Consider the following 19,475-nt stretch of genomic DNA (forward strand, 5'->3'; position numbering starts at 1 on the left):
ATCAAAAACACAGGGCTCTGCGAAGTCGCAAGACGACGTATAGGGTCTGACGCCTGCCCGGTGCTGGAAGGTTAAGAGGAGAGGTGCAAGCTTTGAATCGAAGCCCCAGTAAACGGCGGCCGTAACTATAACGGTCCTAAGGTAGCGAAATTCCTTGTCGGGTAAGTTCCGACCTGCACGAATGGCGTAACGACTTCCCCGCTGTCTCCAGCATAGACTCAGTGAAATTGAATTCCCCGTGAAGATGCGGGGTTCCTGCGGTTAGACGGAAAGACCCCGTGCACCTTTACTATAGCTTTACATTGGCATTCGTAGTGGCATGTGTAGGATAGGTGGTAGGCTTTGAAGCCAGGGCGCCAGCCTTGGTGGAGCCACCCTTGAAATACCACCCTTATCTCTATGGATGTCTAACCGCGGCCCGTTATCCGGGTCCGGGACAATGTATGGTGGGTAGTTTGACTGGGGCGGTCGCCTCCTAAAGAGTAACGGAGGCGCGCGATGGTGGGCTCAGACCGGTCGGAAATCGGTCGTCGAGTGCAATGGCATAAGCCCGCCTGACTGCGAGACTGACAAGTCGAGCAGAGACGAAAGTCGGTCATAGTGATCCGGTGGTCCCGTGTGGAAGGGCCATCGCTCAACGGATAAAAGGTACGCCGGGGATAACAGGCTGATGACCCCCAAGAGTCCATATCGACGGGGTTGTTTGGCACCTCGATGTCGACTCATCGCATCCTGGGGCTGGAGCAGGTCCCAAGGGTATGGCTGTTCGCCATTTAAAGCGGTACGTGAGTTGGGTTCAGAACGTCGTGAGACAGTTCGGTCCCTATCTGCCGTGGGTGTAGGAATATTGAAAGGATCTGTCCCTAGTACGAGAGGACCGGGATGGACGGATCTCTGGTGGACCTGTTGTGGCGCCAGCCGCATAGCAGGGTAGCTATATCCGGACGGGATAACCGCTGAAGGCATCTAAGCGGGAAACCCACCTTAAAACGAGTATTCCCTGAGAACCGTGGAAGACGACCACGTTGATAGGCCGGGTGTGGAAGTGCGGCAACGCATGAAGCTTACCGGTACTAATAGTTCGATAGGCTTGATCGTTCTCATTCCTTATGTTCATCGCAGTGCGATCCCAAAGGGATCGTCACGAAAAACGACAAAAGCACAAAAACAGCTTCTCGATTAACATGCGCTTTGCCGACCTGGTGGTTATGGCGGAGCGGCTGCACCCGATCCCATTCCGAACTCGGCCGTGAAACGCTCCAGCGCTGATGGTACTTCGTCTCAAGACGCGGGAGAGTAAGTCGCTGCCAGGTCTGCCAAGCGCATGTTAAATCTTCTCGATACAAAAGGCCCGCCAACGGGTAGACGGGCCGCGTAAGCGGCCCTTTCCTTTGGCAAAAGCCAGACAAAAAGACATTTTGCCCGTGGCAAAAGTCGGAAAGCGTTGAAAAAGGACGTTTTGCCTGTCGCAAAATGTCCGGTGGCGCGGGGTGGAGCAGCCCGGTAGCTCGTCAGGCTCATAACCTGAAGGTCACAGGTTCAAATCCTGTCCCCGCAACCAAATACCAAAACAGCCCAGCTTGTCTGGGCTGTTTTGGTATTTGGACGCAGGTGACGGTCGAGTTCAACCTGCATCAGGGGCCCGCTAGGAGCCAAAGCCGACAAAGCGGGACAAAAAGCCAAATCCTGTCCCCGAAACCAACAATAAAAGCCCGCCAAGGTGAAAACCACGGCGGGCTTTTTGCTGTCTCGAACCACGTGACAGCCCGAGCTTGAAGCGCATCAGGGGCACGCAACAGCCAAAGCCGACTATCTGACTATCCAGATCACTTGAAACATCGAGTCGAGGCTGTGCATATCTTCCTGCTGGGTGGGGAGAAATGGCAGTGGCCAGTCGACAGACGCAGAATGCGAGTATCCTTCGTCGCGTTGCAGCCATCGCAATCGATGCACTCGGCATCCTTTTCGTCACTCAACTGATCCTCGCGTCATTGTATCTTTCAACCAACGGTCAGGTGCAGGGCCAAACCTGGTTCTTCGTCAATCTATGTGGGCCAGCGAATGCGGGCGTATTGCCACCATTGGAGGCTGGCGCCTTCTTCATTGATGACTGCAGCGAAACTGTTCTTGGCCTGCCAACGGCACGGCTATTGGGGGCGCGAAACAACGACGAAACGCGGGCTCCGGAATATTACTACCTCAACAGACAGGGGGGCTGGTCGAAGGGAAGATCATTGTCCTTGACTGGCTCGCATTCGCGCTTCTCCTCGTCTACCGGTTGATCGCCGAAGCGAGGGGCGGCGCGACTTTCGGCAAACGGCTGGCTGGCTGCGCGTAACGAGCGTCAATGACACCAAACAACGACGCCTTCCGGTAGCTCGTGCAGTCATTCGGACGGCTGTTCTGGCGCCAGCTTTGGCATTGTTACTATACTCGTCATTTTCATTCGGACTTACTCTCGAACCAGGCGACGGGGCTCCGGCTATCTGGACAAGCAGCCGTCTCGGCGCTGGGGCGATCGTGCCCATGGTTTGGCTGGGCATTTTGTGTGCGTCTGTTCTCGCGAGCCGTGTCGCACTTCACGACCGGATCGCTGGCACAATTGTATTGAAGGCGACGTGACAGGAACGACAGGAACGGCGAACCAAACTCATCTCGAGGGTCCAGAGACCACTGCTTGAGATCGGAACGATCTTCGTCGCGGTTTCCTCCAAGCCCTCGACCGGACGCTTACCCACAAGCAAAGCGCGATAAAAGCCAAAGCCTGGCCCCAGAACCATTGATAACGACACTCCCGTGAGCCTTGCTCCGGGAGTGTTTTGGGTTGCAGGGCCAACAGCCTGTCGCTCGGTCCAGTTCAGGATCGTGTGCCCAGTTCCCCATACCGCCGCGCAGCTCTATCTCGCCCGCTTTATGCCAGGTGCCAGAATGAAGTGGACGGCCGTCGGAACGAATTTCGCAGGCCTCCTCGATCGTGTAGTGCCGGATGGCTGAGACGTCCTGCTCCAGATCCCGCGCACTACCGTCCACGGGATTGCAGAGCGCGGCCATAGTTTCGATCAACTGGGAAATATCGCTTTGCTTGGTTGACATGCCGGAACAATAAGGTCTGACTGCCCAGCACACTGTCTACACTTTTTGCGATGGCGGCTGCGCCTGTCAGGCGACGCTGCTGAAGCGATCTATATTGAAACTGAAGCGACATATATTGAAGGATATTAGGCTGTGAAGATACATGCTGGCCTTTTGATGACCTCTGCGTTGATTGCGATGAGCGTGGGGACGGCGCGGGCGGAAAACGTGACTACCGAGACCGCCCCAGCCGGCACGGCGATGCTGACGCGACGGACTGGAGCGGGATCTACGCCGGCCTGCATGTCGGTTTCGCCGATGGCGCCGCGACGCAAGGGGAACAATGGGTTCCTGGTTTTGAGGCAGGCTTCGAGCTTGACGGCTTGCTCGCCGGCGGCCAGGTCGGCGCTCTGGCGCAGTTCGGTAACTTTGTGCTCGGTGTGCAGGGCGATGTCTCCGGGGGTGGCCTGAGCGGTAACTACGACTTCGGCTTCGGGCCATTTCCCAACATCTCCATGGAGGTCAACTGGCTGGCCAGCCTGACCGCCCGTGGCGGTGTCGCCTTCGACAGCGTGTTGCTCTACGGCCTGGCCGGTCTGGCCGTGGCGGATACTGCAATAAAGTACCCGGGAGGATCCGCCGACCCCACATACACCGGGTACACGGCTGGCGCCGGCGTCGCTTTGAAACTCAATGCCAATTGGTCGGTTTTCGGTGAGTACGCCTATTACGGGCTTGGCGAGCAGGAGTTCGATGGGGATACCTACGACCTCAGCCTTTCAAGCGGCAAGGTCGGCTTGAACTACAAGTTCTGATCTGTCCTGACGGGATTGGCTGCGCCGGCGAGAAGCACACTTCCGCCGGCGCTGCGGGCCGCCACGCCAGTTCCTCCTGCATGGCGATGGGCTACGGGCCAGTCGGCTGTCGATCGTCCAGGCGGTGCGACGGGCCGAAGGCCGGTGGTCAGCCTGCCAGCCCCAGCTTCTGTTTCCGCCGCGTTGCCCATGCCGTGATCAGCTGGTCGGCGGTCAGGCCCATGAAGGCGACGCAGAGGCCCAGGACGAGGCCTTTGCCGGCATCGTTGAAGGTCAGCGCCCGGAAGATTTCCTGGCCGATGTCCTTGGTGCCGATGAAGGCGGCGATGATGACCATGAACAGGGCGAACATGATCGTCTGGTTGATGCCGAGCATGATCTCGGGGAAGGCCAGCGGCATGCGGATGTTCCACAGAAGCTGCCTTTGCGTGCAGCCCGATGTGATGCCCGCCTCTACGATTTCTTGTGGCACGTTGCGCAGGCCGAAGATGGTGTAACGGACGATCGGGATCATCGCATAGATGATGATCGCCGAGATCGCGGCAACGTCGCCGACCTTGAACAGCATGATCACGGGGATCAGATAGATGAAGGACGGAAAGGTCTGGAAGGTGTCGCACAGGAGCTTGGCGATGCCGGTGCGGCGTTCGCTGCGCGAAGCCCAGATGCCGATCGGCAGGCCGATCATGACGCACAGCAGCACCGCGACAGTCACCATATAGGCGGTGATCAGCGAGCGCTCCCAATAGCCGGCGAAGGCGATGAACAGCACGAAGCCGGAGACGATCGCAGCGAGCCTGAAGCCGCCGAGTGACCAGCCCGCCGCGGCGACAAGAGCCACCATCGCCGTCCAGGGGATCGACTGGAACAGGTCGCGGATCGGGATCAGCACGTAGAGCAGCATGGCGTTGCGGAGGTATTGCAACGGGTCGTAGAGCGTGACGGTGATCCAGTCGACGAGGGCATCCCAGAAGGGGGCGGTGCTGAGGGCGAGCTCCGAAGGCCAGGCCTGGGCGTAAGGTGTGATCGCGGCGAGCAACAGCGACGCGGCAATGACGGCCAGCGATGCGGCGAGGAACGGAAAGCGCTGCAGCGGGCTGGCGTCGGGCGCGAGATGCGAGGGCTCCTTGTGGGCAGCAGCGCGGCTCAACTGGTCGAGCGTGATCGCCATCAGGACGATCGCGACGCCGCTTTCCAGCGCCTGGCCGATCTTCAGCGCCTGGAGCCGGAACAACAGGTCATGGCCAAGGCCGCGGGCGCCGACGAAGGAGGCGATGACCACCATCGCCAGGCACTGCATGATGACCTGATTGACGCCGACGAGCAGCGGCTGGCGCGCCGACGGAATCTCGACCATCCACAGGGTCTGGAAGCGGGTGCAGCCGGCCATCTTGCCGGCCTCGCGCACCTCTTCGGCAACGCCCTTCAGGCCGAGGATGGTAAGACGGGCCATCGGCGGAATGGCGAAGATGACGGTGGCGATCGCGCCGGCCTTGTGGCCGACGCCGATGAAGATGGCGATCGGGATCAGGTAGGAAAAATGCGGCAACGACTGCAGCACGTTGAGCAGCGGCACGACGAGCGCTTCGAACCACTGCTTCTTCACTGCGAGAATGCCGATGCCGAAACCGATGAGACCGGCAATGGGTGCGGCGACGAGGACCACCGACAAGGTGATCATCGACAATTCCCATTTGCCGAAGATCGCCATGTAGGCGACGCAGCCTGCCGCCAGCGCGCCAAGGCGCCAGTCACGGAGATACCAGCCGAGCACGCCTGACAGGCCGGCGGTCATGACCCAGGGCATGGCGGCGATGCCGATATCGGGGAAGCCGGAGACCAACAGTCCCTCGACGAAGGCCAGCGGCCAGGTGATCAGCTCGGCAGCACCGCGCGTCAGGTCGCGGAACGAGAACAGCCCGAAGATCGCGTCGTCGCGCAAATGGTCGAAGACCATGTTCGCCCAGTCGACGAACGGAATAGTCCAGCCCTTGGGCACCTGCACCGCCCAGTCGGGCAAAAGCGAGGCGGCAAGCAGCAGGACGAGGAAAGGCAGAACGACAAGCAGCGGCCTGGTCATTGCGGCCAGCGGCTTCTGCGGTTCCATCGCCTCCTGGCGGGTCAGTGTCGCGGCACTCATGCACACTGCTCCTTGCCGTAGAGAGCATCGATCAGACCGTCGCGGGTCAGCGTACCGACGAGCGCGCCAGCGTCGTCGATGACGTCGACGGGACGCTCCGAGGTCAGCACCTGGCGGGCGACGCTGGCGATCAGGGCCTGTGCCTGGACCGCAGCGGCGTCCGGCTTTCGAGAGGATGCGGGCGCCATGACGGCGCGAACCGACAGCAGGCGATCATGCGAGACGTTGCGGGTGAACTCGGCGACGTAAGGGGTGGCCGGGCAGGTCACCAGCTCCTCGGCGGTGCCGAGCTGCTCGACCACGCCGTCCTTCATGATGGCGATGCGGTCGGCGACGCGGATCGCCTCGTCGAAATCGTGGGTGATGAAGACGATTGTCTTGTTGAGCACCTTCTGCAGGCGCAGGAATTCGTCCTGCATCTCGCGGCGGATGAGCGGATCGAGTGCCGAGAACGGCTCGTCGAGAAACCAGACGTCGGGGCCGACGGCGAGCGAGCGGGCGATGCCGACGCGCTGCTGCTGGCCGCCGGAGAGCTCACGCGGATAATAGCCCTCGCGGCCCTTCAGCCCGACGAGTTCGATCACCTCGCGGGCGCGTCTCTCACGCTTCTGGCGATCGGTGCCGCGAACCTGGAGCGGGAAGGCAACGTTGTCGAGCACGGTGCGGTGGGGCAGCAGGGCAAAGTGCTGGAACACCATGCCCATCTTGTGGCGCCTGAGATCGATCAGCTTGCGCTCCGTGGCGGCCAGAATGTCGCGGCCCTCGAACATGACCTCGCCCGAGGTCGGCTCGATCAGCCGCGCCAGGCAACGCAGCAAGGTCGACTTGCCCGAGCCGGAGAGGCCCATGACGACGAGGATTTCGCCCGGCATCACATCGAAGGAGACGTTGCGGACGGCGGGGACGTAGCCTTCGGCCCTGATGGTCTCGATGGAAGGATTGTTGTGGTTGCGGCGCAGGAAGCCGGCGGGATCGGAGCCGTAGAGCTTCCAAAGGTTGCGGCATGCGATTTTTGCTTCGGACATGTCTGCCTCTCGCCAAAGGGGGCCGATGGGGTATGCGCGGCGAGGTGGCGCCCGCATTTACGCGGGCGTCACGACGCCATGACGGGACGGATGGATGCGGAGGGTTAGCTGGCGGAACCCATCCAGGTCTTCCAGCGCGCCTCATTGTCGGCCAGCCATTTGTCGGCGGCCGCCTCGGGCTCCATGTTGTCGATGTCGGCGAGCTTCGCCTGCACGGCGATGTCCATGTTGGAGAAGTTGATCTTCTGCAGGATGGCGTAGGCCTTGGGCCACTTGGTCGGGAATTCCTTCCAGGCAGCGATCTTCAGATAACCGTCCTTCGGGTTGCCGCAGTCGTAGCTGAGCTCCTTGTTGGAGCCCCAGGCCGGGTCGTCCTTGCATTTGGGATCAAAAGCCGGGAACTCGACGAACTTGCCGTCATAAAGCGCCTCGACGAAGTTGGGCGTCCAGTTGAAGAGCACGATCGGCTCCTTGCGCTTGACGGCGGATTCGAGTTCGGCCCACAGGGCGGCGGACGAGCCGGCATTGACGACCTCGAAGTTCATACCGAGGGCCTCGACGCGTTCTGAGTCATGCTTGAGCCAGTCGACAGGACCGCCGAGGAAGCGGCCCTTCGGCGCGGTTTCGGCGGTGGCAAACTTGTCGGCGCAGGCGTTCAGCGCTTCCCAGGCGGGCAGGCCGGGGCAGACCTCCTCGACATAGGTCGGATACCACCACTCCTCGCGTGTCTTGGCGTCGTGGGTGGCGGCATCGACGACGCAGCCTTCCTTGACCACCTTCTGGAAGGCAACGCCGAAGGCGCCTTCCCAGACCTCATGCACGAGGCTGACGTCACCTTCGCAAAGAGCGGTGTAGACGACCTGGCTGTCGGCGGAGACGTATTCGACCTTGGCGCCGCCCTTCTCGAGCAGCTTGCCGACGATGTGGGCACCGACGATCTGGCTCGACCAGTTGTGGGTTGGGATCTTGATAGGGTCGGTGGAATCCTGGGCGAACGCCGTGCCGGCCGCAAAAGCCATGATCGTGGCCATGGTTGCGGATTTGGTAAAATGGGTCATTGAACCTCCCGTTCCTGTGTGTTGCGATTGTTCCCATGGAAGGCGGGATGCCGGCCTCTGTGTGCCTGTTGGATTTCCGCGCCATCCCCGCAAAGATAGCGACGAGAAGTGAACCGGTGTCGGCCGGGGTGTAAAAGTCGTGAGTCGACTTGTGAAATGATGTTAATAGGCAACCTGTCGCGCGGTGAAAGTCGCGCGTTGTTTCCCGAGGACAGGCCATCAGGTCGGCGAGGCGGCAGGCGCGCCATCATCTTCGCGCTTTTGTCGTCGAGATTGCCGGACAGTGCTTGGCTTGCAATCGCCCGCTTCGATAGAAGAAGCTGGTGTCGGCCATCAGCCGGCATGTCTCCTTGGTGATCGCGCTATGAACCCCAGCATTCTCGTTGTCGATGACGACCCGGACATCCGCAACGTGATCGGCATTGCGCTGGAAAGGGCGGGAATGCATGTCCAGCAGGCGGCCAACGGACGCCTGGCGCTGGAGCAGTTGCGGCGACACCATGCCGACCTGGTGGTGCTCGACATCGGCATGCCTGTCATGGACGGCATCGAATGCTGCAAGGCGATCCGTGCCAGCTCGCATGTCCCGATCGTCTTCCTGACGGCGCATGACGACGAAGTCGACCGGATCGTAGGGTTCGAGCTGGGGGCGGACGATTATGTCAGCAAGCCGTTCTCGCCGCGCGAACTGCTGCTGCGGATCAAGGCCATACTGGCACGCGGCAAGCAGGCAGGCAGTATCACGCGGCACGGCGACCTCAGTCTCGACAGCGAACGCCACATCTGCTCGCTTGCCGGAAAAGATCTGCCGCTGACGGCAACGGAATTTTCGGTGCTGGAGATCCTGTCGGTCCGGCCCGGGATCGTCGTCGGTCGGGGGGCGATGATCGACAAGGCCTATGGCGGGAACAACACCTTGTCCGGACGCACGGTGGACAGCCATGTCCGCAACATCCGCGCCAAGGCGGCGGTACTTGGTTACTCCGACATAATCGAAACGGTGCGAGGGGTGGGCCTACGGCTTGGCAATTGTGTCGCCGGGCCTGGCGCCGCGTGAGCCGGATCGTCCGGAAATGGCGGCCATCCATGCCGCTGGTTGTGGCGATCGTCTGCGTTAGCCTGCTGGCGGTGCCGGTCGTGACGACGCTGGCGTTGCAGATCGGAACAAACCGGCTGGTCAACGAGACGGAGGCCTCGCTGATCAAGCAAGCGGCGATCTATGCCGGCGCCTATGCCGTCGCGTTCGAGGCCGAGCCGCCCGAAGCCGGCGGGGCTATACCTGGCTACTATCTGCCGCCGCCCAAGCGCATTTTCTGGAGTGCTGCGTCACGAACCTTTCGACCGCTCCTGAACCTGCGCCAGGATGTGGTCGAGCCCGTCCGCCCCGATCCGGTGCCGACCGCGGAGCGACTCGATCCGCGTTATCTCAGGATTGCGCCGGGGCTGGGTGCCTTGGCCGACAATGCCAGCCGCACGACACTTTCGACTGTCGTTTTCCTGGATCATCAGGGCATAGACATGCTCGCTGGCGAGTCAGCGAGTTTTGCCGCCGTGCCAGAGGTCCAGCAGGCGCTGCAAGGCGATGTCGGGGCCGCACTGCGCTGGCGGGGTGACGCGGGTACGCGGTTGCGCCTCGCAGTGCTTGGCGGCGGGACAGGGTTCAGGGTGCTGGTTGCCTATCCCGTCATCAGCCACAACCGGGTTATCGGCGCGGTCTATATGTCCAGGACCGCTCCCGGGCTGACGGAATATCTTGCCGGCGAGCGCAGCGCCGTCATCGTCCTGGCCGTCGTGACGCTGTTGAGCGCCGCAGTCGTGGGAACGTTGCTTGTGCGGACGATGCTACGGCCGATCCGCGCCCTGCGCGACCAGTCGAGAATGGTCGCCAATGGCAGCCATTCCGAGCTAGCCCCGCTCGGCCACTATGGCATGCGGGAGATCGCAGACTTGGGTGAGGCGGTCATCACCATGGCCGGCACGCTGTCGCAGCGCAGCAAGGAAATCGGCATCTACACCAACCACGTCACCCACGAGCTCAAATCGCCGGTTACCTCGATCATGGGAGCTGCCGAGCTTCTCGAGGATGGCGACCTGTCCGATGCTGCGCAGCAAAGTCTCATAGGCACCATCAGGGCCCAGGGAGAGCGGATGGATTTGCTGCTCCACCAGCTTCGCGACATGACAAGGTCACGCGAAGCTATGCGCGGTGAACCTGGCCAGTTGCGAGATATGCTGCCCGAGATTTCCGGGCTTGATATCAGCCTGGCTCCTCCGGATGCCATCCTGCCCCTCTCCGTTGCGCATGGACAAACGGTACTGGCGCACATGGCGGGGAATGCCCGCCATCATGGGGCGACCAGGCTCGACCTCGATTGGGATGGACGGACGCTCCGGCTTTCAGACAATGGTGAGGGATTTGCCGACATCGACCTCGGCCGCATGGTCGAACCGTTTTTCACCACGCGTCGCGAGGAGGGCGGAACGGGGCTTGGACTGGCCATCGTGGTGGCCATTCTCGAGCTTTATGGTGCGCGGCTGACGCCGATTGCCGCTTCGGACGGTGCGGTTTTCGAGATCGAGTTCGGCTAGCTTCCATCGGAGCGCATTGCGTTCGAGCTGGCCTGCACGGAATCTGCACACGAGTTGCACCACTTCGACGGCGAATGCGGGTCATCCGCAAACTAGACGTCTAAGGGTCACGGGCCTGCTGGCCCCGATCCACTCAAGGGTAGACCTATGAAGTTGAAACGTCTTCTTGGCGCCGTCGTAACGCTTTGTGCCGCGATCGCCGCCACATCCTCGATGGCATGGGACAATCCCGCCAATCGATACGCCAACGCCTACAAGCAATACACTGATGCAACATGTCCGCTGCCGGCGGACAAGATCGAGCATTTCGTCTATTTCAGCCGGGATCGCGACGCGATCCGCGACCATGCCTTCCTGACCAGCGAGCGTTTCGCAGGCGCGCAGATCATGTATGTGTGGCGCCAGCTTGAGCCGACTGAAGGACACTACGACTTCTCATCGATCCAGTCCGACATCGACTACCTGGCCAAGCATGGCAAGCGGCTTTTCATCCAGTTGCAGGATGCATCCTTCTCACCCGAATACAAGCCGGTGCCCGACTATCTGCTGAAAGGTGACTATGACGGCGGCGTCACCGCCCAACATACCGACGACGGAGTTGTCGAAGGTTGGGTTGCCAAGCGCTGGAACGCCAAAGTCCAGGCGCGCTTCGCGGCATTGCTTGCGGCACTCGGCAAGCAGTTCGACGGCGTTGTCGAGGGCGTCAACCTGCAGGAAACGGCCATCGGTGTTTCCAAGGAGACGGATGCGTCCTTTACCCCGGACAAATATGTGGCGGTGCTCAAGACCAACATGCAAGCCATGAAGGCCGCATTCCCCAAGTCAACCACCATGCTCTACGCGAACTTCATGCCCGGCGAATGGCTGCCTTGGGAGGACAAGGGATATCTGCGCGGAATCTATGAGTTTGGCGACAAGATCGGCGTCGGCATGGGGGCTCCCGATCTCATGTACAAGAAAAAGGGCCAGCTCAACCATGCCCTGGCCATGATGCACGAAGGCAAGTTCAGCGTTCCGCTCGGCATTGCGGTCCAGGACGGCAACTATGTCGGCGAGACAGGCTCGACGAACATCGTGACGAAGCGCACGAACCTGGTGCCGAGCCTTCATGCCTTTGCGCAGGATTTCCTGAAGGTTAGCTACATGTTCTGGGTCAACCAGGAGCCGTATTTCAAGGAAGATGTCCTGCCTTGCTTCTCGGCTAGGAAAGGCTGACGTGACAGATCCCAGGCAATAATGCAGGGGCCGGCGACGCCATGACAAGTGCGCCGGCTCCTTCCGTCGTTGCCCGGGCCGCCCGACTTGTGAAATGATGTCAACAAAAGTCGGGAGGATAGAATGGCATGCGGGCTCAGCATCACATAGTGATCGTCGAGGATGACCCGGTCACACGGGCGAAGCTTGCGGGCTATTTCCTGGCCGAAGGTTACAAGGTCAGCGAGGCCGGCGACGGCGATCAGATGCGTGCCATCATGTCCAGGCATCCGGCCGATCTCTTGATGATCGACATCAATCTGCCGGGTGAGGATGGGCTCAAGCTGACGCGTGAGCAACGCGAGCGGTCCGACGTCGGCATCATCCTGGTCACCGGGCGCACCGACACTGTCGACCGCATCGTCGGGCTCGAGATCGGCGCCGACGACTATGTCACCAAGCCGGTCGAGCATCGCGAGCTGCTCGCCCGGGTCAAGGGCTTGCTGCGCCGCGTCGGCAAGGGCCGGATACCGCAACCGGCTACGGCCACGCGGCATTTCTATGGCTGGACGCTGGAGGTTGCTCGCCGCACGCTGCAGGCAGCCGACGGCACCTTCGTCGAGTTGACCGGAGCCGAGTTCAAGCTGCTGTCGGTGCTGACAGCCAATCCCGGCCAGGTGCTGTCGCGGGAGCGGCTGCTGCACGAGATATCAAGGCGCGAATGGGATGCCAGCGATCGCACCGTCGACGTGCTGGTCAGGCGTCTCAGGCAGAAGCTGAACGACAATCCGCGCACGCCGCGCATCATCGTCACCGCTCATGGCGAAGGTTACTTCTTCGCGCCGGACGCCGTCCAGCCCGGGCGTGTCGCTGCGGCTCTTTAGGCGATAGCTCTAGGCCGGCAGGGCGGGGTCGGCGCTGCCTTCGAGCATCTGTTCCCATTGCCGCGATCCGTCGGCGAAGGCCGTTTCGCAAGAGCCGACGATCTGCCTGAGCTCAGCTGCCGGCCTTTGCGCCGCAGCCGTCTCAAGAGCTTCAGCCGCCTGCAAGAGACGTGGAAAACCGAGCGAGCCGGCCGTGCTTCGGGTGGCGTGGGCAAGGTCGCGCAATGCTTCGCGGTCATCCGCCTTGACCGCGTCGCGCATCGCTTTGAAGCGCCGGGGCAGGCTGTCATGGGCGATGCGATGCAGCCGCCGCACCGTCTCGGAACCCAATGCGTCGACGTCGGCTTTGAAGGCAGCGATATCGAGCGCGACCACGTCCTGTGGCTGTTGCGGCACGGACTGGCCGCCGAGCGAGGCGACGGCGTCGAGCAATTGCTCGTGGACGATCGGCTTGGCAACGAAGGCATCTACACCGGCGTCGAGATAGCGCTCGACATCGGCCTTGAACACATGCGCCGACATCGCCACGACAGGCAGGTCGGGCGTCCCAAGCTTCTCGCGTAAGCGCTTCATCGTCTCGATGCCGTCGATGCCGGGAAGACTGACGTCCATGACGACGAGGTCGGGTCTGAACTCGCCGATTGCCTCGAGCGCGAGATAGCCGGAGCTGACCGCCGTGATCCGGTGACCGGCATTGGCCAGCACCGTGGTCGAGACCAACCGCGTGGCGTCGTCGTCCTCGACCACCAGGATGTTGCAGGCCGCGGGCTTGGTCTTGCGGCCGCGTTGGCGTTTCTGGGCCGAAAGCGCTGCTGCCTTGGCCTTGCGCAGCGTCATGTCGAGCATGAAGGTGCTGCCCTTTCCGGGCTCCGAGGCAACGCTGAGTTCAGCGCCGATCAGGCTGGCGAACTCGCGGCTGATGGCAAGGCCGAGCCCGGTGCCGCCGAAGCGGCGGGTGATCGAGGCGTCCATCTGGGTGAAGGGTTGGAAAACGTCCTGCTGCCGCTCGGGCGCGATGCCGATGCCCGTATCCGCTACGGCAAGACGCAACGTCTGCATGTCCTTGCGGTTGGCGACGACCTTGACGTCGACGGTGACCTGGCCGTGCTCAGTGAACTTGATGGCGTTGCTGACCAGGTTGAACAGGATCTGGCGAATCTTGCCGGCGTCGCTGCTGAAGGCGGGCGAAAGCTTGTTGTCGAGCACCAGCGTGAGGTCGAGCCCCTTTTCGGCGGCCATCGGGCGCATGAAGGCGGCAACACCGCTGACCAGCTTGCCGAGGTCGAAATCGACCTTGTCGACGTCGACATTGCCCGTTTCGACCTTGGAGTAGTCGAGGATGGCGTTGAGGATGCCGAGCAGGGCTTCACCGGAGCTGGCCGCGATCGACAGATGCTCGCGCTGCTTCGGCCCCAGCTTGCTGTCGGCGAGCAGGCGCATCATGCCCAGCATACCGGTCATCGGCGTGCGGATCTCGTGGCTCATCGTCGCCAGAAAGGCCGACTTGGCGCTGCTCGCCTGCTCGGCCCGGGCGCGCGCCTCGTCATGGTCGATCGCCTCCTGGCGCAGGCGCGTGTTGACCAGCCTGATCTGCTCGGTCTGTTCCTCGACAAGCTGCTGCAGCTCCTCGCGGTGGCGTCGGAGCTCGTCGGTGATGCGGGCGCGTTCCTGCTCCAACTCGAGCCGGCGTCGCGACTCGTCGCGGAACTGATTGACGGCCACCGCCATGGTGCGCAGCTCGTCGTCGCCGCTGTCGGTGACGGTGACGTCGAGATCACCCGTCGTCAGCCGCTGCATCGCACGCGACAGGCCGCTCAAGCGGCGGACGAGGTTGCGCTCGACATAGAACCAGACGATGGCGCCCGAGGCGATGATGGCGCCGAGCAGGGTGACGACAAGCACGATGACGCCGATGCGCACAGCATTGTCGGCGCGCTCGGCTGTCGTGCGGGCGAACTCGTCGGAGCGGTCGAGAATGTTGCGGGCGATCTGGTTCTGCGTCACGGCGAGATCGCGGTTGGCTTCGGCCATGGCGTTCAGGCTGCCGGCTAGGTCGATGACCCGCTGGCGGCGGCCGAAGATCGAGCCCGACACGGGCACGTCGCCGGCGGCGGCCTCGATGGCGCCAAAGAACTCGATGCCCTGCTTGCGCCGAACGGGATCGTCGATGCTAAGGATGCGGCGCCTGATGACCTTCACATGGTCCTGGAAGATGCCGCTGATCTCGCTGATCTCGGCCTTTGTCTCCGCGCGGCTCAGCCGGTTGATCAGCAGGCTGATCTGGGCGCTGCGGTGGCGCAGCTCGTACATGCGCTCCATCAGGTAGATGTCGTGCTCGATCAGCCGGTCGAGCGCGATGTAGGCATCTTCCCGGCGCCCGGGATCGCCGATCAGGCCATAGAGGCCGGCGGTCACCGCCGAAGCGCCGGCCGAGGCGTTGGAGATCAAAGTTTCCGAAAGCAGCAGCACCGACTGCGCCGCCGAGGTCGCCGCCTCGGCGCTGTCGCGATAGGCCTTGTCCTCGTCGAGACGCTGGCGCACCAGCTCGTTGTTCTGTTTGAGGTTGGCCAGCATCTTCTCGACCGAGCCGGCAAAAGCCTCGACGAGCTCGGGGTCGATCGATAGACGCCGGACCTCGGCGAGCGACTTGACGATCTCCTGCGACAGCGTTGCGAGCTTGGCCTGTTCGGCGAGCAGTTCGTCGCGCGAGGTGACGGCGGCAAGGGCAGGAGCGGTGGCGATCAGCTTGGCGCTGAGCTCGGCGGTGCGCTGGGTCGCCGCCACTGCGGGCAAGGCCTGGGCGTTCACCACGGCCTGGGCATCGGCAATGTTGCGCAGGATCAGCCAGCTGACGATGCCGGATGTCAGGGACAGTGCGGTGATGCACAGGAAGGCGAGAAACAGCCTCCCGCCGATGCCGAACCTATGAAGCATAGCTCATATAACCATGGTTTGCGCTGCCAGCGGAAGCTGCAGCTTTTGAGTGGGCATGATCCTTTTCGAAAATCGATTTCGATTTTCCGGGTCATGCACTAGCGTAAGACGATGCGTGCCCCCGCCCCAAGCCATTGCCTGAACCTGATCGCCACGGCTTTTGTCGCCTGCAGTATCGCCCAGTCCGCCGGGGCCGCTGAAACGACGTGGAAGCTGAACGCCTGGGAGCCGCCATTCGACTATTCCAGGCAGCCGGCGACGATCGATTACCAGCCGGTCGTCAAAGCGGCGAAGCCGTGGCGCATCTGTGCGTCCTATCCGCATCTCAAGGATTCCTACTGGGTCAGCGTCAATTACGGCATGGTCGAGCAGGCGCGTTCGGCAGGCGTCAAACTGACCGTCGTCGAGGCCGGCGGCTATCCCAATCTCGAGCGCCAGATCGAGCAGATCCGCACCTGCAGCGCCACCGCCGACGCGCTCATCGTCGGCACTGTGTCCTATGAGGGGCTGACACCGACGATCAAGGATATCGCCAGGCGCATCCCTGTCATCGCTGCGGTCAACGACATCGACGACGCCGGCATCTCGGCGAAATCGGGGGTCTCCTGGGAGGAGATGGGGCAGTCCATCGGTGCCTATCTGGCGCGGCTGCATCCGGCCGGCACCATGCCGGTCAGCGTCGCCTGGTTTCCCGGGCCAAAGGGTGCAGGCTGGGTGAAATTCGTCGAAGCCGGCTTCCAGCGCGCGCTGAAGCAGAGTTCGGCCGAGATTGCTGCGGTCAAATGGGGCGACACCGGCGTCGAGATCCAGCTCCTGCTGATCGAGGAGATGCTCGAAGCCCAGCCCGATATCGACTACATCGTCGGCAGCGCGCCCACGGCGGATGCTGCGGTCAGCATCCTCAGGGCGCAGGGCAGGGCCAACCACGTCCAGGTTCTGGCCGACTATTTCACCCATGGTACCTTCCGCGAAATCAACCGGGGCAAGGTGGTGGCGGCGCCGACCGACTCACCGCCGCTGCAGGGTCGGATCGCCATCGACCAGGCGATCCGGGCGATCGAGGGCACGCTGCACTACCGCCATGTCGGCCCGCCGGTCGAGGTGATCGACAGGAACAATATCCAGGCGCTCGACCTGGAACGCAGCCTGGCCCCTGCCTGGTTCAAGCCGACGTTCGACGTGCAGTAGCCGATAACAATTTTTCACATTTGCTGTGCTGATTTTCACATGCCGCGGCGGACCGGTTCACAGTCGGATGCTAATCTGGCAGGTGGCTGCGGCGTGCTGCGAGGAGGGCGGTGATGGTTGCGACAAATGTGGTCTACCCCGAAATTGTGGCCGGCCCTCCGCGTCCGAGCCTGGTTGTGCAGCCTGGCCTGTTGCTGCCCGGCATGGAGCGCTATCACGTGCCTGGTGGCGGTGCGGTGCTGATCGACATCGAAGCCGGCGATCATGTGACGGTGCGCAATCTCGAAGGCGGGCAGGCGTGCGAGCTGGTGGCGTTTGATGCTGCCGGCCGCGCCGATCCGGGTATCCTGTCGACACGCTCGAACAGCGATGCGTCGGGGCTGAAGGCGCTGCTCGTCGATGGCGACGAGAGCCTGCAGAAGTTTCGGCTTGGCCTCGCCCGCCGCAAGCTCGAGCTTGGCCGGGTCGAGGCGGTGCGCTTCTTCGATGGTGCGACCGCTGCCGGGGTCGAGGAGCGTTTTGTCGTCTCGCGGCCGGGCTCGCTGGTGATTGCCGCACCCGGGGCGCCGATGTCGGTCGACAGCCAGGACACGACGACGCCTCTGGTGGTGATGGTCAAGCGGGCCAAGGTCCGTGCCGTGTCAGGCGGCTTCGAGCTGCCCGATCCGCTCGCCGATCCGGTGCTCGATGTCAGGGTCAAGTCGAAGACGGCGGAGAGCTATTTCGTCAAGGCTGGCGACTACATCCAGATCATCGACGTCGACGGCCGCCAGTGCACCGACTTCCAGTGCTTTTCCGCCCGCAAGCTCGACAAGGGCAGGGACCTCGCCCTCGACGTCACCGCCACCCGCTCGCTGATGGGCCACGCCTATCCGATGCCCGGCCTGCATGCCAAATATTTCGACCAGGATTTCGAGCCGCTTGTCGAGGTCGTGCAGGACACCTGCGGCCGGCATGACGCTTTTGCGCTCGCCTGCTACGCCAAATATTACGACGACATCGGTTATCCCGGCCACATCAACTGCTCGGAGAACTTCAACGGCGCGCTTGTCCCGCATGGCGTCAATGCCCGCGCCGGCTGGATGGCGGTCAACTTCTTCTTCAACACCGGCATCGACGCCCATGGCGTGATGTTCTCGGACGAGCCGTGGTCGCGGCCGGGCGACTATGTGCTGCTGAGAGCGCTGACCGACATCGTCTGCGTCTCCTCTGCCTGTCCCGACGACACCACGCCGGCCAATGGCTGGAACCTCACCGACATCCACGTCCGGACCTATTCCGGCTCCAACACATTCCAGCGCGCGATCGCCCGACGCACGACCCCGGAGGCAGAACCCAAGATGACCCGCGAGACCGGCTTCCACGCAAGCTTTGCCAAGCACACCCGCAACTTCATCGAATACAAGGGCTTCTGGCTGCCGCAGGAATTCGCCAAGGAGGGCGCCATCGCCGAATACTGGGCCTGCCGTGAGAAGGCGGTGGTGATGGATCTCTCTGCCCTGCGCAAGTTCGAGGTCACGGGCCCTGATGCCGAAGCCTTGATGCAGTACACGCTGACCCGCGACGTCAAGAAGCTCGGTGTCGGTCAGGTCGTCTACACCGCCATGTGCTACGAGCATGGCGGCATGGTCGACGACGGCACCTTGCTGCGTCTGGGCAAGGACAATTTCCGCTGGATCTGCGGCGACGACTATTCCGGCGTCTGGCTGCGCGAGCAGGCGGAGAAACTCGGCCTCAAGGTGCTGGTCCGCTCCTCGACCGACCAGATGCACAACATCGCCGTCCAGGGCCCGAACAGCCGCGACATCCTGAAGGAGATCGTCTGGACGCCGCCGCACCAGCCGGCGCTCAGTGAGCTCGAATGGTTCCGCTTCACCATCGGCCGCATCGGCGATGCACAGGGTGTCCCTGTGGTGGTGTCGCGCACGGGCTACACCGGCGAGCTCGGTTACGAGGTCTGGTGCCATCCGCGCGATGCCGAGATCGTCTTCGACGCGGTGTGGGCAGCGGGCCAGCCGCATGGGCTGAAGCCGATGGGCTTTGCAGCACTCGACATGGTGCGCATCGAGGCCGGGCTGATCTTTGCCAATTACGAGTTCTCCGACCAGACCGACCCGTTCGAGGCAGGCATCGGCTTCACCGTGCCCTTGAAGACCAAGACCGACGACTTCATCGGCCGCGAGGCGCTGATCCGGCGCAAGGACAACCCGATCCACAAGCTTGTCGGCCTCGACATCGACGCCAATGTCGCTGTCGGCCATGGCGACTGCGTCCATATCGGCCGCGCACAGATCGGCATCGTCACCTCGTCGATGCGCTCGCCGATCCTCGGCAAGAACATCGCACTCGCTCGCATCGAGGCAGCGCATGCCGAGATCGGCACCGAGGTCGAAGTCGGCAAGCTCGACGGCCAGCAAAAGCGCCTGCCGGCCAGGATCGTGCCGTTCGCCCACTACGATCCCAAGAAGGAACGCCCACGCTCGTAGGCGCAACCGGCACCACACATCACTTTCGACAACGCAAAAGCCCCGCAACAGCGGGGCTCAGACTGCTGACAAACCCCTGGCGAGAGTTGG

General features: G+C 62.5%; 12 protein-coding genes, 1 tRNA gene and 2 rRNA genes (1 of these 15 running past the window's edge). 11 read left to right on the forward strand and 4 right to left on the reverse strand.

The features are described from left to right. The 5 genes from H5P29_RS09915 to H5P29_RS09935 form a co-directional block, all read left to right on the forward strand. Nucleotides 1-1,098: ribosomal RNA gene (locus H5P29_RS09915) — 23S ribosomal RNA — on the forward strand (it extends 1,714 nt beyond the left edge of the window). A gap of 100 nt (nt 1,099-1,198) precedes the next feature. Beyond that, nucleotides 1,199-1,313 (forward strand): 5S ribosomal RNA (gene rrf, locus H5P29_RS09920). Nucleotides 1,314-1,484: 171 nt separating this feature from the next. Further along, nucleotides 1,485-1,561: transfer RNA gene (locus H5P29_RS09925), tRNA-Met, on the forward strand. 319 nt (nt 1,562-1,880) lie between these two features. Then, the gene (locus tag H5P29_RS09930) at nt 1,881-2,282 is read left to right on the forward strand and encodes a hypothetical protein (RefSeq protein WP_154387543.1); all 402 of its coding nucleotides are present in this window, start codon (nt 1,881-1,883) and stop codon (nt 2,280-2,282) included. Nucleotides 2,283-3,371: 1,089 nt separating this feature from the next. Next, nucleotides 3,372-3,887 (forward strand): outer membrane protein, encoded by a 516-nt coding sequence (locus H5P29_RS09935; protein ID WP_154387544.1) that lies wholly within the window; start codon nt 3,372-3,374, stop codon nt 3,885-3,887. A 148-nt stretch (nt 3,888-4,035) separates the two neighbouring features. Here H5P29_RS09935 and H5P29_RS09940 read toward each other — a convergent pair whose 3' ends face one another. The 3 genes from H5P29_RS09940 to H5P29_RS09950 all read right to left on the reverse strand — a co-directional run bounded on the left by H5P29_RS09940 (nt 4,036) and on the right by H5P29_RS09950 (nt 8,110). Beyond that, nucleotides 4,036-6,027, reverse strand: coding sequence for a proline/glycine betaine ABC transporter permease (locus tag H5P29_RS09940; RefSeq protein WP_210252554.1), 1,992 nt, complete (start codon nt 6,025-6,027; stop codon nt 4,036-4,038). Beyond that, nucleotides 6,024-7,052: a glycine betaine/L-proline ABC transporter ATP-binding protein gene (locus tag H5P29_RS09945; RefSeq protein WP_154387545.1), complete on the reverse strand. Its 1,029-nt coding sequence runs from the start codon at nt 7,050-7,052 to the stop codon at nt 6,024-6,026. The genes H5P29_RS09940 and H5P29_RS09945 overlap by 4 nt, the downstream gene beginning before the upstream one ends. A 104-nt stretch (nt 7,053-7,156) precedes the next feature. Then, entirely contained in the window at nt 7,157-8,110 is a 954-nt protein-coding gene (locus H5P29_RS09950) for an ABC transporter substrate-binding protein (RefSeq protein ID WP_246670943.1), read from the reverse strand. Nucleotides 8,111-8,474: 364 nt separating this feature from the next. On the opposite strand from H5P29_RS09950, the gene H5P29_RS09955 reads away from it, so the two are divergent. The 4 genes from H5P29_RS09955 (at nt 8,475) to torR (ending at nt 12,777) form a co-directional block, all read left to right on the forward strand. Beyond that, complete coding sequence (locus H5P29_RS09955; protein ID WP_154387546.1) at nt 8,475-9,167, forward strand: response regulator transcription factor; 693 nt, start codon at nt 8,475-8,477, stop codon at nt 9,165-9,167. Between the two features lie 29 nt (nt 9,168-9,196). Then, the gene (locus H5P29_RS09960) at nt 9,197-10,699 is read left to right on the forward strand and encodes a histidine kinase dimerization/phospho-acceptor domain-containing protein (RefSeq protein ID WP_154387547.1); all 1,503 of its coding nucleotides are present in this window, start codon (nt 9,197-9,199) and stop codon (nt 10,697-10,699) included. Between the two features lie 147 nt (nt 10,700-10,846). Continuing rightward, nucleotides 10,847-11,914: a hypothetical protein gene (locus H5P29_RS09965; RefSeq protein WP_154387548.1), complete on the forward strand. Its 1,068-nt coding sequence runs from the start codon at nt 10,847-10,849 to the stop codon at nt 11,912-11,914. 128 nt (nt 11,915-12,042) lie between these two features. Continuing rightward, the gene (gene torR, locus H5P29_RS09970) at nt 12,043-12,777 is read left to right on the forward strand and encodes a two-component system response regulator TorR (RefSeq protein WP_067957866.1); all 735 of its coding nucleotides are present in this window, start codon (nt 12,043-12,045) and stop codon (nt 12,775-12,777) included. A gap of 9 nt (nt 12,778-12,786) precedes the next feature. Here the strand turns inward: torR and torS are convergent, their stop codons facing one another. Then, nucleotides 12,787-15,711, reverse strand: coding sequence for a TMAO reductase system sensor histidine kinase/response regulator TorS (gene torS / locus H5P29_RS09975; RefSeq protein ID WP_154387549.1), 2,925 nt, complete (start codon nt 15,709-15,711; stop codon nt 12,787-12,789). A 111-nt stretch (nt 15,712-15,822) separates the two neighbouring features. Here torS and torT point away from each other — a divergent pair, with 111 nt between their 5' ends. Next, nucleotides 15,823-16,899 (forward strand): TMAO reductase system periplasmic protein TorT, encoded by a 1,077-nt coding sequence (gene torT, locus H5P29_RS09980; RefSeq protein ID WP_154387550.1) that lies wholly within the window; start codon nt 15,823-15,825, stop codon nt 16,897-16,899. 113 nt (nt 16,900-17,012) lie between these two features. Beyond that, a complete protein-coding gene (locus H5P29_RS09985; protein ID WP_185910321.1) occupies nt 17,013-19,385 on the forward strand; it encodes a DUF1989 domain-containing protein in 2,373 nt (790 codons plus the stop codon). Nucleotides 19,386-19,475: the final 90 nt, after the last annotated feature.

The organism is Aminobacter sp. MDW-2 (assembly GCF_014250155.1).
GTDB lineage: Bacteria > Pseudomonadota > Alphaproteobacteria > Rhizobiales > Rhizobiaceae > Aminobacter > Aminobacter ciceronei.